Source organism: Rhizobium sp. 10N427, from assembly GCF_056394605.1.
Window position 1 is genome coordinate 51115 of record NZ_JBFTID010000004.1, and the last position, 12342, is coordinate 63456.

At 60.9% G+C, this 12342-nt stretch carries 11 protein-coding genes; 9 read left to right on the forward strand and 2 right to left on the reverse strand.

What is annotated here, in order from left to right; translation table 11 throughout:
• Window positions 1-269: 269 nt before the first annotated feature.
• Genes osmF through AC1DIJ_RS10010 form a run of 6 tightly spaced genes read left to right on the forward strand, consistent with a single transcriptional unit; the run spans window position 270 to window position 6983 of the window.
• Window positions 270-1178, forward strand: a complete 909-nt coding sequence (osmF, locus tag AC1DIJ_RS09985) for a glycine betaine ABC transporter substrate-binding protein OsmF (protein ID WP_112385329.1) — start codon at window positions 270-272, stop codon at window positions 1176-1178.
• A gap of 58 nt (window positions 1179-1236) precedes the next feature.
• Window positions 1237-2403: an ABC transporter permease gene (locus AC1DIJ_RS09990; RefSeq protein ID WP_112385328.1), complete on the forward strand. Its 1167-nt coding sequence runs from the start codon at window positions 1237-1239 to the stop codon at window positions 2401-2403.
• Complete coding sequence (locus AC1DIJ_RS09995) at window positions 2400-3344, forward strand: ABC transporter ATP-binding protein (protein ID WP_112385327.1); 945 nt, start codon at window positions 2400-2402, stop codon at window positions 3342-3344. Before AC1DIJ_RS09990 ends, AC1DIJ_RS09995 begins: the two co-directional genes overlap by 4 nt.
• Complete coding sequence (locus AC1DIJ_RS10000; protein WP_112385326.1) at window positions 3341-4090, forward strand: ABC transporter permease; 750 nt, start codon at window positions 3341-3343, stop codon at window positions 4088-4090. The genes AC1DIJ_RS09995 and AC1DIJ_RS10000 overlap by 4 nt, the downstream gene beginning before the upstream one ends.
• 46 nt (window positions 4091-4136) lie before the next feature.
• On the forward strand, window positions 4137-4532 hold the full coding sequence (locus tag AC1DIJ_RS10005; protein WP_112385325.1) for a VOC family protein: 396 nt from the start codon (window positions 4137-4139) through the stop codon (window positions 4530-4532).
• A gap of 9 nt (window positions 4533-4541) precedes the next feature.
• Window positions 4542-6983, forward strand: a complete 2442-nt coding sequence (locus tag AC1DIJ_RS10010; protein ID WP_112385324.1) for a glycoside hydrolase family 2 protein — start codon at window positions 4542-4544, stop codon at window positions 6981-6983.
• Window positions 6984-7041: 58 nt separating this feature from the next.
• Here the strand turns inward: AC1DIJ_RS10010 and AC1DIJ_RS10015 are convergent, their stop codons facing one another.
• Together AC1DIJ_RS10015 and AC1DIJ_RS10020 are read right to left on the reverse strand one after the other, a co-directional pair.
• The gene (locus AC1DIJ_RS10015) at window positions 7042-7434 is read right to left on the reverse strand and encodes a PRC-barrel domain-containing protein (protein ID WP_112385323.1); all 393 of its coding nucleotides are present in this window, start codon (window positions 7432-7434) and stop codon (window positions 7042-7044) included.
• A gap of 2 nt (window positions 7435-7436) precedes the next feature.
• Window positions 7437-7679, reverse strand: coding sequence for a hypothetical protein (locus tag AC1DIJ_RS10020; protein WP_148194258.1), 243 nt, complete (start codon window positions 7677-7679; stop codon window positions 7437-7439).
• Here AC1DIJ_RS10020 and AC1DIJ_RS10025 point away from each other — a divergent pair.
• From AC1DIJ_RS10025 to AC1DIJ_RS10035, 3 genes are all read left to right on the forward strand, one after another.
• Window positions 7669-9369, forward strand: a complete 1701-nt coding sequence (locus AC1DIJ_RS10025; RefSeq protein ID WP_112385322.1) for a long-chain fatty acid--CoA ligase — start codon at window positions 7669-7671, stop codon at window positions 9367-9369. The two genes, AC1DIJ_RS10020 and AC1DIJ_RS10025, sit on opposite strands and share 11 nt — an antisense overlap.
• A gap of 425 nt (window positions 9370-9794) precedes the next feature.
• The gene (gene pgi / locus AC1DIJ_RS10030) at window positions 9795-11420 is read left to right on the forward strand and encodes a glucose-6-phosphate isomerase (protein ID WP_112444483.1); all 1626 of its coding nucleotides are present in this window, start codon (window positions 9795-9797) and stop codon (window positions 11418-11420) included.
• 118 nt (window positions 11421-11538) lie between these two features.
• A complete protein-coding gene (locus tag AC1DIJ_RS10035; RefSeq protein ID WP_112385320.1) occupies window positions 11539-12342 on the forward strand; it encodes an alpha/beta fold hydrolase in 804 nt (267 codons plus the stop codon).

Below are 12342 nucleotides of genomic sequence, written 5' to 3' on the forward strand. Positions count from 1 at the left end.
GAAACACGCAAGGGAACAAAAACAAATCCCGCCAGCATTGCATAAAGGAATGCAATTGCGCGCGCGGGACTGCTTTCACGGCGATAATCGCGCCGCGATCGCAAATACTGGAGAGGGGTTGCATCGATTTTTCGAGAACGCACACTATTTCCATGATGCTCGCAGGTCCGGCATGACGGCGGCTTTCGCCCGAGCCGGGGGACTTAACACGTGAAGGGCTCCGCCAGAGCCCTAGCGCTTGTAAACGGTGCAAACCAAGGGGACACTCCATGCTGAAGAAACTCGCACTTGCCGTTTCTATTTCCGCCTTTGCGGCGGGTGCGGCCCATGCTGCAGACGTCGTCGTTTCGTCGAAGATCGATACCGAAGGCACGCTGCTCGGCAACGTCATCGCGCTCGCTCTGGAAGCCAACGGCATCAAGACCAAGGACCGTATCGCGCTCGGCGCAACGCCTGTCGTGCGCAAGGCGATCACCGCCGGCGAGATCGACATCTATCCCGAATACACAGGCAATGCCGGCTTCTTCTTCAACAAGGCCGATGACGCCGCCTGGAAGAATATCGACCAGGGTTATGCGCTGGCCAAGAAGCTCGACTATGACGCCAACAAGATCGTTTGGCTGACACCCTCGCCTGCCAACAACACCTGGGCGCTCGCCGTTCGCAGCGATGTCGCCGGTCCGAACAACCTCAAGACCATGTCCGACTTCGGCAAATGGGTTGCCGGCGGCGGCGCAGCGAAACTCGCGGCTTCTGCTGAATTCGTCAACTCGGCTGGCGCCCTGCCCGCCTTCCAGACGACCTACGGCTTCAAGCTGACGGCCGATCAGGAAGTCGTGCTCTCGGGCGGCGACACGGCTGCAACCATCAAGGCCGCTGCCGACCAGACCAACGGCGTCAACACCGCCATGGTTTATGGCACCGACGGCGCGATCCAGGCGGCCGAGCTCGTCGTTCTCGAAGACGACAAGAGCGTGCAGCAGGTCTATGCACCGACCCCGATCATCCGCGAAGACGTGCTGAAGGCCAACCCGAAGATCGAGGAAGTGCTTGCCCCGATCTTCAAGAGCCTGACCGCCGACGAACTGCGCAAGCTGAACGCCAAGATCCAGGTCGACGGCGAGCCGGCGAAGTCGGTTGCCGAAGGCTATCTGAAGGAAAAAGGCTTCCTGAAGTAATTCACATTGCTCCGCCCTTCGGGGCGGAGCTACCTTCTTGGCGGACAGGGATGGATCGATGGAAGAAACCTTAGCGGTCCGCAAACTGGACCGGCTCGGCGTGGTGTTGGTGATTGCTGGCGTTGTTGCCGCTGCTCTTCTGCCCTTCATCTATGTGAAGGCGAACCGCATTGCCTCAGGCAAGCCGATGCTTCTCACGCAGCTTCTCGACCAGCCCGCCACCATCGTTCTCACCCTCCTGCTCATCGCCACCGCCTTTGCCGCGCTCTTCCTGCAAAATGCCGTGCTGCGGCTTGCCATCAGCACGCTGGCGCTGGCGGCACTGATCGCCGCGATCGGCTTGGCCGCCACGGCCTTCACGCCGCCGAACAGCAATGCCGCGCGCATGACGCCCGGCGGCAGTTTCTGGATCCTGCTCGGTGTCGTCGGCCTGATCGTCTCTGATGCGCTGGTGAAAATCCGGCTGACACCCTGGATGCGGGTGGCAGCACTTGCCGCCTACAGCGCGTTGCTAGCGGTCTGCCTCACCTCCGGGCTGCTCGACAGCCTGTCGATCATGAAGGAATTCTCGACGCGTTCGGCCCAGTTCTGGTCCGAGGCCTGGTCGCATCTGCTGCTCGCCTTCGGGTCGCTGGCGATTGCCATCATCATCGGGTTGCCGCTCGGCATCTTCTGCTTCTGGGTGCCGAAGCTGCGCGCTGCGGTTCTACAGGGACTGAGCCTCATCCAGACCATTCCGAGCCTGGCACTGTTCGGCATCCTGATGCTGCCGCTCGGTTACATCGCCACACATGTGCCGCTGGCTGCCGAGCTCGGCATCCGCGGTATCGGCACTGCACCGGCACTGATCGCACTGGTGCTCTATTCGCTGCTGCCAATCGTCGCCAATACCGTGGTTGGCCTCGAAGGCGTCGATCCCTCGGTGCGTGATGCGGCGGCGGGCATGGGCCTGACGCGCCGCCAGATCCTGACCGGGATCGATCTGCCTTTGGCACTGCCTGTCATCGTCACAGGCATCCGCATCGTGCTCGTGCAGGCAATCGGCCTCGTCACCATCGCGGCACTCATCGGCGGCGGCGGCTTCGGCATCTTCATCTTCCAGGGCATCGGCCAGACGGCGATGGACCTGGTCATGCTCGGCGCCGTGCCGACCGTCTTCTTCGCCTTCTCATCGGCCGTCATCCTGGATGCGGTCATCGACAGCATACGGGGATCCGTCGCATGACCATGATCGAGATCAGGAACGTCACCAAGCGCTATGGCGCCGCCACCGTCGTCGACAATGTCTCGATGCGCGTCGAGAAGGGATCGGTCACCGTGATCGTCGGCACCTCGGGCTCCGGCAAATCGACGCTGATGCGGATGATCAACCGGCTGGTGCCGATCACCGAGGGAGAGATTTTCGTCGCCGGGCAGAATGTCATGGACGTGCCGGTGACCGAACTTCGCCGCAAGATCGGCTATGCGATCCAGGGCCACGGCCTTTTCCCCCACCGCACCGTGGCGCAGAACATCGCAACCGTGCCGCAGCTTCTCGGCTGGGATGGCGCCCGCATCGCCAAGCGCGTCGAAGAACTGCTCGGCCTCTTCAATCTCGATCCGGCGACCTTTGCCGAGAAATATCCGCACCAGCTTTCCGGCGGCCAGCAGCAGCGCGTCGGCGTTGCACGCGCCTTGGCGGCAGAACCCGAAGTGCTGCTGATGGACGAGCCGTTCGGCGCGCTCGACCCCGTCATCCGAGGCAAGGCGCAGGACGACCTGCTGGCGATCCAGAAGCAATTCGGCACCACCGTCATCCTTGTCACCCACGACATGGACGAGGCTTTTCATCTCGGAAACCAGATCGCCGTGATGAGCGGCGGCAAGCTGCTGCAGTGCTCGACGCCGGAAAAGATCCTGACCGAGCCCGCCGATCCCTTCGTGCAGCAACTGACGGGAACCTCGGACCGGGCGCTTAAGCTGATGTCACTCTCACCGCTGAAGGAGAGCATGGCGCCAGCCAAGAGCGGCCTCGGCTTCTCGCTGCCGCAATCGCTCAGCCTGCGCGATGCGCTGGCGGAGATGATCTGGCAGGGCTCCGAGGAAGCTGCGGTCACGGACGGCGCAAAGACACCGGTCGGATCGATATCTATGACCAAGCTGCTCGAGTTGGGCCGCAAGGCATGAAGTTCATCGTCGCCAATATCTTCCGTGTGGCGGCATTCACGCTGCTCCTGATCCTGCTGTTCAGGACGGAGTGGCTTTCCTTCATGCTCGTGCCGCTGACCAACAACAACGCGCCGCCCGTTTACACGCAGAACAGCCTGCCCTCCCTGGCGTTGGCGCATCTGGAACTTGTGATCGGCTCGATCGTCTTCACCGCCATTCTGGCGATCCTTGCCGGCGTGTTCGTGACCCGCAAGAGTGGGGAGGACTTCCTGCCGCTGTCGCGCGCCATTGCCAATGCCGGGCAGACCTTTCCGCCTGTCGCGGTTCTGGCGCTTGCGGTTCCCGCCACCGGCTTCGGGGCCGCGCCGACGCTGATTGCGCTCTTCCTCTATGGCCTGCTGCCGATCTTCGAAAACACCGTCTCTGGCATCCGGCAGGTCAATCCCGCCATTCTCGATGCCGCAGACGGCATGGGGATGAACCCGACGCAGCGGCTGTTCAAGGTGGAACTGCCGCTCGCCTTGCCCTTGATCCTCGAGGGTTTGAAGGTCGCGACCGTCATCAATATCGGCACGGCAACGATCGGTTCCACGGTGGCGGCCAAGGGGCTCGGCGAGGTCATTATCGCCGGTCTGATCTCCGACAATACCGCGTTCATCCTGCAGGGTGGCCTGATCGTCGGCCTGATGGCGGTGCTGATCTATGATGCCATGGGTCTCGTCGAAAGCGCGATCACCCGCAGAATTGGCTTGCGCCCCGCCTGATCCGGCGGCTACCAAGGCTGCCGTGATACGGCATGAGGAGGCTGCCTTGGCAAAGATGATTCACTCCATGATCCGCGTTGTCGAAGAGGCGCGATCCGTCGAGTTCTACGGCAAGGTCTTCGGCCTCACGGTTGCCGATCGCGTCGATTTCGAGACCTTCACGCTTGTTTACATGAGCAATCCGGAGACCGGCTTCGAACTGGAGCTGACTGTCAACAAGGGCCGCACCGCGCCCTACGATCTTGGCGACGGCTACGGGCATCTCGCCATCTCAGTAGATGAAGTCGCCGTCGAGCACGCGCGGCTGGAGAAGGCCGGGCTCAATCCCGGCAAGCTGGTCGAGCTCAACCGCGACGGCAAGCTCTTTGCCCTGTTCTTCTTCATCACCGATCCTGATGGCTACAAGATCGAAGTCCTGCAGCGCCACGGCCGTTTTCAGTAAGAGCATTCGATGATCGAGAAGACAGAACTGCATACCGGCTGGACCCTTTCCTGCAACGATACAGGTCGGCCAGGACTGCCCAAGAACATTCCGGCCACCGTGCCCGGCTGCGTCCATACCGACCTGCTTGCAGCCCGCCTCATCCCCGATCCCTATCTCGACGTCAACGAGATCACCAATGACTGGATCGGCCGTTGCGAGTGGGTTTACCGGTTGAGTTTCGACGCTGTGCCCGACGAGGCCATGGTCCAGGAACTGGTCTTCGATGGACTGGATACGATCGCGACGATCCGGTTGAACGGCGAAGAGATCGGCCGGACGTTCAACCAGCACCGGACTTACCGTTTCGATGTGTCTGGCCGCCTGAAGGCAGTCTCAAACGAGCTTTCTGTCACCTTCCGCTCCGCTTATGCCTATGGCGCAGAGATGGAGAAGCAATACGGCTACCGGCCGAGCAACTATCCAGGCCCCGGCAACCTGATGCGCAAGATGGCCTGCAACTTCGGCTGGGACTGGGGTCCGACGCTGGTGACGGCGGGCATCTGGAGACCGGTGCGGCTGGAAAGCTGGGACCGGGCGCGGCTGGCCGAGACGCGTGTTTCAGCGACGCTTGCCGGTGGTGATGGCGTGGTAACGATCAACGCCAGGATCGCGGCTCAACAGGACTGCCAGGGCTGCTCGATCGTGACACTGATCGGCGGCGTTTCGCATGCTGTCGAGGTCAGTGCTTCCGGCGAGGCAAGCTTTCAGGTGACGGTTCCCTCGCCGCAGATCTGGTGGCCGCATCATCTGGGCGGCCAACCGCTTTATCCGCTCTCCATCGAATTGCGCGATGCTGGCGGCCATGTGCTGGACCGCTATGCGAAGGAGATCGGCTTCCGATCCATCCGTCTCGACACCGCGCCGGACGAGCACGGCTCGGCTTTCACCTTTATCGTCAATGACGTGCCGCTGTTTGTGTGCGGCGCCAACTGGATCCCCGACGATTGTTTTCCGTCGCGCGTGACTGCCGAACGCTACGCCGCACAGATCGATGAGGCGAAGGCGGCGAATATCAACATGCTGCGCGTCTGGGGCGGCGGCATCTTCGAGCGGGACGAATTCTACGAGGCCTGCGACCGCGCCGGCATGATGGTCTGGCAAGATTTCCTCTTTGCCTGTGCGTCCTATCCGGAAGAGGAGCCGCTGCGTGGCGAGGTGGAAGCCGAGGTTCGCGACAACGTCGTCAGGCTGATGCCACATGCCTCGCTGATGGTCTGGAACGGCAATAACGAGAATATCTGGGGCTTCGACGAATGGGGCTGGCGGCCGATCATCAAGGACGGCGTCAGCTGGGGGCTCGGCTACTATCTCGATGTGCTGCCGAAGCTCTGCGCCGAGCTCGATCCTAATAGACCGTACTATCCCGGCAGTCCCTATTCCGGCAGCATGGATATCGAGCCGAACGACGACAGGCACGGCTGCAAGCACATATGGGACGTCTGGAACGATGTCGGCTGGGAAGTCTACCGGGACTACATTCCGCGCTTCTGCTCCGAATTCGGATGGCAGGCGCCGCCGAACTGGGCGACGCTGGAAGAGAGCGTGCATGATGCGCCGCTGACGCCGCAGTCACACGGCGTCTTCCACCACCAGAAGGCAACGCAGGGCAATGAGAAATTGATCCGCGGCCTCTCGGGCCACCTGCCGGTGCCTGAGACGATGGATGACTGGCATTTCGCTACGCAACTCAACCAGGCAAGGGCGATCCGCTTTGCGATCGAGCACATGCGCTCGCACCGGGCGATCTGCAAGGGCGCCATCGTCTGGCAGTTCAACGATTGCTGGCCGGTAACCTCCTGGGCAGCGCTCGATTCCGCCGGCCGTCGCAAGCCGCTCTGGTATGCGATGCAGCAGGCCTTCGATCCGCGCCTGCTGACCATCCAGCCGCGCGGCGAAAAGCTGGCCGCGGTTGCGATCAACGAGCGCACGCTGTTCTGGCGATCGAAGATATCGGGCAAGCGCATGCGCCTCGATGGCACCGTTCTGGCGGAATTCGAATTCTGGCGGCTTCTCTGCGACCGGTTCGAGGCGAAGGAATTCGAACTTGCAGACGACATCGCGACACCGGACAACGCGGCGGATGAGGTCGTGGTGGTGCAGATGCTCGACAAGCGCGCCTTCCATTATTTTGTCGAGGATATCGATCTGAAATTACCGAAGCCTGAGATGAAGGTTTCCATCCATGCGACCGCCGATGGTTTTGATGTCATCGTCACGGCGGGTACTTTTCTCAAGGATCTCTGCCTGATGGCGGACCGGCTGGATCCAGCTGCTGTCGTCGATAGCATGCTGATCACGCTGTTGCCGGGCGAAAGCCATACGTTTGCGATCAAGACCACGAAGACATTCAAGGCTCAGGATATCACTCCGGGCGTCGTACTTCGCTGCGCCAACGATCTACTCCCCTAAAACGCCAAAAGGCCCCGCAAGCAGCGAGGCGTTTTTTCTGCTCGTCCCGAAGAACGAATTACATCCAGTAGGGCGGCACGCCATAGTAATCGTAAACACGGCGGCCGTTGTCGTTGTACCAGGTGTCGTCATCGTCCGCGTAGCTCGGCGCTCCCTCGATCTGTTCCTTGGTCAGATCGATGCGGTAGCCGTCCAGCTGGGTGTCGTAATTCAGCTTTTCCCACGGCAGCGGGTAATGATCGTGACCGATACCGAGGAAGCCGCCGAAGCTCAGCACGGCATAGGCCACACGCCCATCGCGCTTGCCGATGATCAAGCGCTCGATCGAGCCGATATGCTTGCCATCTGCACCATAAACGCGGGTGCCTTCCACGCGGTCGCTGGCGATTAGCGAATGCGTGTCCTTAACGTTGGGATCGCGGCGGCTGGCGTCTGTATCCTGATTAAGCATTGTCAGCTCCTTTGTTGTTTTTCATGACGGGACAACGCCACGCTAGAGTCATTGTTCCCCGCCTTATCGCAAATGCGCGATTGCATATTATTGACGTTTACGTCAAAGTTAGTGTAACGCTGAATGCGGCTTGAACCATTCGGCCATTGGCATAAGCTGCCCGCAAGGATGATGGAGGATTGTCCGCCGGCAGCCGCAAACCGGCATTCGTGGCCGGATAGGGAGAGAGACACGATGAACAGCATTTCCGTCCATCCTGGCGGCGACAAGCGGGAAAGGCCCTGGCTTGCCACCTATCCGGATATCGTGCCCGCCGAGCTGCCGCCGCTGGAATATGATTCGCTGGCCGAACTGCTGGAAAAGTCCTGCGAGCGCTATGCCAATCGTGTCGCCTTCTCCAGCATGGGCAAATCGCTGACCTATCGCGAGCTCGAGACGCAGACCCGCAAAGTCGCCTCCTGGCTGCAGAGCCTTGGCCTGCAGAAGGGTGATCGCGTCGCCGTCATGATGCCGAACGTGCTGCAGAACCCTGTCGCGGTCTACGGCATACTGCGCGCCGGCCTGACGGTCGTGAACGTCAATCCGCTCTATACGCCGCGCGAACTCGAACATCAGCTACGCGATGCCGGCGCGAAGGCGATCTTCGTGCTGGAGAATTTTGCCCGTACTGTGGAGCAGGTTCTTGTCAAGACCGACGTGCGCCACGTCGTCGTTACCTCGCTTGGCGAGATGCTCGGCGCCAAGGGGCTGATCGTCAATCTGGTGGTGCGCAAGGTCAAGAAACTTGTGCCCTCATGGTCCATCCCGCAGCACAAGACCTTCAAGCAGGTCTTGTCGGAAGGCTCCGGCCGGTCGCTGCAGCGTCCGGCGCTCAGCGGTGATGACATCGCCTTCCTGCAATATACCGGCGGCACGACCGGCGTTGCCAAGGGTGCAATGCTGACCCACCGCAATCTGCTTGCCAACAAGCTACAGCTGCAGCTGTGGCTGAAATCGGCCTTCGACAAGAAGAAGCAGCCGGAGGTGCTGAACTTCCTCTGCGCCCTGCCGCTCTACCATATCTTCGCGCTGACCGTGAATTCTCTGATGGGCATGTCGCTTGGCGCCCATAACATCCTGATCGCCAACCCGCGCGATATTCCGGGCTTCGTCAAGGAATTCGGCAAGGCCAATGTCCATATCTTCCCGGGCCTAAACACCCTCTTCAACGCACTGATGAACAATGCGGAGTTTGCCAAGCTAGACTTCTCGTCGCTCGTCATGTCGCTCGGTGGCGGCATGGCCGTGCAGCGGCCTGTGGCAGAGCGCTGGCTGAAGATGACCGGCTCGCATATCACCGAAGGTTATGGCCTCTCCGAGACCTCGCCGGTCGCGACTGCCAACCGCTTCGACTCCCCAGAATTCACCGGCTCGATCGGTCTGCCGATCCCCTCGACGGAACTCGATATCCGGGACGAAGACGGCAATTCGCTGCCGCTCGGCGAGATCGGCGAGATCTGCATCCGTGGGCCGCAGGTCATGGCCGGCTACTGGAACAAGCCGGAGGAAACGGCCCGCGTGATGACCCCAGACGGTTATTTCCGCACCGGCGACATGGGATTCATGGACGAACGCGGCTATACGAAGATCGTCGACCGCAAGAAGGACATGATCCTCGTTTCGGGCTTCAACGTCTATCCAAACGAGATCGAGGAAGTGGCGGCAATGCACCCCGGCATTCTCGAGGCCGCCGCGATCGGCGTTCCGGATGGCCACTCAGGCGAGACGGTGAAGCTGTTCGTCGTTCGCAAGGATCCCAACCTGAGCGAATCCGAGGTGAAGGCGCATTGCGCTGAAAACCTCACCAATTACAAACGGCCGCGGATCGTCGAATTCCGCACCGAGCTGCCGAAGAGCCCTGTCGGGAAAATTCTGCGCAAGGATCTGCGCGGGTAGACTCACGTATAATTGAAAGCAACCATAAGATGTGATTTGATCACACCGTTTCCAGGCAAAAGCAGCACGGGTCGAGACCAGCCGGCCCACCGGTGAGGATGGGCCGCACCGGCTTTGGCAAGAGCCTTGCTTTGCGAAACGGAGGTAATGCCATGTGGTATAAACCGCTAAGCGTTACGCTTATGGTAAGGAAAACCCGGACGAGCTGGTCAGTGTCCGTCCGGGTCACCATTCTTACAAAATAAGCCACGGCAGGCGGAGCACCAACTCCGTCTGCCACTCCATAAATATACCTGCACTCTCCCTTTTCATCAAGCGCGGCACAACTCGTGTCATTTTTTGCAGGCAGCCTGTGGCTGAACTTGATTTGCGCCCTACAAAGCGAATAGTTTCCGCAACCCTCTCCGCCTCCAAAGGAGCCTCCCATGAATGCCATCGTCGAAAAGCTGAAGAGCACTGCGGCCGCCACCAAAGCAACCGATATCCGCGCTGCCTTCGCTACCGATCCCAAGCGTTTCTCGCGCTTCACCGCCTCTCTCGACGATCTCTTGATGGATTACTCGAAGACTGCTGTGAACGACGAAATCCTGGCGCTGCTCGTTAAGCTCGCCGAAGAAGGCGGCGTTGCGAAGAAGCGTGAAGAAATGTTCTCCGGCGTGGCAATCAACTTCACGGAAGACCGTGCCGTGCTGCACACCGCGCTGCGCAACCGTTCCAATACACCTGTTATCGTTGACGGCAAGGATGTGATGCCTGACGTCAACGGCGTGCTCGCCGCCATGGGCAAGTTTGCCGACGGCGTCCGCTCGGGTGCGCTGAAGGGAGCGACCGGAAAGAAGATCACCGACGTCGTCAATATCGGCATCGGCGGCTCGGACCTCGGTCCGGTCATGGCCACGCTGGCGCTCGCCCCTTTCCATGACGGCCCGCGGGCGCATTTCGTGTCGAACATCGACGGTGCGCACATCGCCGATACGCTGAAGCTGGTTCAGCCGGAAACCACGCTCTTCATCATCGCATCGAAGACTTTCACCACCGTCGAGACGATGACCAATGCGCAGACGGCGCGCCAGTTCATTGCCAAGGCCCTTGGCGATGCCGCCGTTCAGCACCACTTCGCGGCCGTTTCCACGGCGCTCGATAAGGTCGCCGCATTCGGCATCGACAGCGCGCGCGTCTTCGGCTTCTGGGATTGGGTTGGCGGCCGCTACTCGCTGTGGTCGGCCATCGGCCTGCCGATCATGATCGCCATCGGCCCCGACAATTTCGGCAAGTTCCTCGATGGAGCCCATGCCGTCGACAACCACTTCCGCAAGGCGCCTGTTGCCGAAAACCTGCCGATGCTTCTCGGCCTGATCGGCTTCTATCACCGCAACGTTCTCGGCTATCCGACGCGCGCCGTGCTGCCTTATGACCAGCGCCTGTCGCGCTTCCCGGCCTATCTGCAGCAGCTCGACATGGAATCTAACGGCAAGGGCGTCACCATCGACGGCACGCCGGTCGAGGGCAATTCCGGCCCCGTCGTCTGGGGCGAGCCCGGCACCAACGGCCAGCACGCCTTCTACCAGCTGATCCACCAGGGCACGAGCATCATCCCGGCGGAATTCATGATTGCGGCCAACGCCTTCGAGCCCGAGCTGCGCCACCAGCATCAGCTGCTGATGGCTAATGTGCTTGCCCAGTCCGAAGCGCTGATGAAGGGCCGCACTTTCGAGGAAGCCAAGAAGCAGCTCACCGACAAGGGCATGGATGGCAAGAAGGCCGATTTCATCGCGCCGCACCGTGTCTTCACCGGCAACCGCCCGTCGATAACCTTTGTCTATGACAAGCTGACGCCCTATGCGCTCGGCCGCCTGATCGCACTCTACGAGCACCGCGTCTTCGTCGAAGGCGTGCTCTTCCGCATCAACTCCTTCGATCAGTGGGGCGTCGAGCTCGGCAAGGAACTGGCGACCGGCCTGCTGCCTGTTGTCGAAGGCAAGGAGAGCGCCGCCGGCCACGACTCCTCGACGCAGGGTCTCGTCGCTGCACTGGCGAAGCTTGCCAAGTAAGGCGCCCCCTTAATCAACTATCAAGCCCATCCGCCAGCGCGGGTGGGCTTTTTTGTTTGCTGCTGTCGAATGACGGGACATCTATTCGTCCTATGGGAAATGCACGAGGAGATTGTCCATGGAATTCATCGACGACGAGCTTTTCAAATTCGATAAAGATGGCGCTGAGCCGCTGCCCGCCTCCGGCGCGAAAGGCCGGGTTTCGAATGATGGTGCACAAATCTGGTATGCCAGCTATGGCGCCGGTCCGGCGGTGATCCTGCTGCATGGCGGCCTCGGGAATGCCGGAAACTGGGGCTACCAGGTGCCGGCGCTGGTCGATGCCGGATATCGTGTCATCGCCATCGATAGCCGCGGCCATGGACGCAGCACGCGCGACGATCGGCCGTTCAGCTATGTCCTAATGTCCGATGACGTGCTTGCCGTCATGGATCATCTGGAGATCGGGAAAGCCGCGGTGATCGGCTGGAGCGATGGCGCCTGTACAGCGCTGATCCTTGCCGACCGGCATCCAGAGCGCGTATCGGGCGTCTTCTTCTTTGCCTGCAACATGGATGCAACGGGCACGCTCGAATTCCGGCCGACGCCGGTCATCGACCGCTGCTTCAGCCGCCATCGGAAGGACTATCAGGCGCTCTCGGCAACGCCCGGCGGCTTCGAAGCCTTCGTTGCCGATGTCGGGAAGATGATGCAGAGCGAACCCAACTACACCGCCGCGGAGTTACAGGCGATCAAGGTGCCGGTCACGGTTGCGATCGGCGATAGCGACGAATTCATCCGGCGCGAACACATGGAATATCTCGCGAAGATCATCCCTGACGCTGAGTTCCTTCTCATCCCCGGCGTCAGCCATTTTGCGCCGCTGCAGCGGCCTACGCTCTTCAATGAAAAGGTCCTGGGCTTTCTCAAGCGCAGGACCTGA

Bases quoted from the DNA above. Each gene is read 5' to 3' on its own strand.
- osmF (WP_112385329.1), top strand. From the start codon at position 270: ATGCTGAAGAAACTCGCACTTGCCGTTTCTATTTCCGCCTTTGCGGCG.
- AC1DIJ_RS09990 (WP_112385328.1), top strand. From the start codon at position 1,237: ATGGAAGAAACCTTAGCGGTCCGCAAACTGGACCGGCTCGGCGTGGTG.
- AC1DIJ_RS09995 (WP_112385327.1), top strand. From the start codon at position 2,400: ATGACCATGATCGAGATCAGGAACGTCACCAAGCGCTATGGCGCCGCC.
- AC1DIJ_RS10000 (WP_112385326.1), top strand. From the start codon at position 3,341: ATGAAGTTCATCGTCGCCAATATCTTCCGTGTGGCGGCATTCACGCTG.
- AC1DIJ_RS10010 (WP_112385324.1), top strand. From the start codon at position 4,542: ATGATCGAGAAGACAGAACTGCATACCGGCTGGACCCTTTCCTGCAAC.
- AC1DIJ_RS10015 (WP_112385323.1), bottom strand. From the start codon at position 7,434: ATGCTTAATCAGGATACAGACGCCAGCCGCCGCGATCCCAACGTTAAG.
- AC1DIJ_RS10025 (WP_112385322.1), top strand. From the start codon at position 7,669: ATGAACAGCATTTCCGTCCATCCTGGCGGCGACAAGCGGGAAAGGCCC.
- AC1DIJ_RS10020 (WP_148194258.1), bottom strand. From the start codon at position 7,679: ATGCTGTTCATCGTGTCTCTCTCCCTATCCGGCCACGAATGCCGGTTT.
- pgi (WP_112444483.1), top strand. From the start codon at position 9,795: ATGAATGCCATCGTCGAAAAGCTGAAGAGCACTGCGGCCGCCACCAAA.
- AC1DIJ_RS10035 (WP_112385320.1), top strand. From the start codon at position 11,539: ATGGAATTCATCGACGACGAGCTTTTCAAATTCGATAAAGATGGCGCT.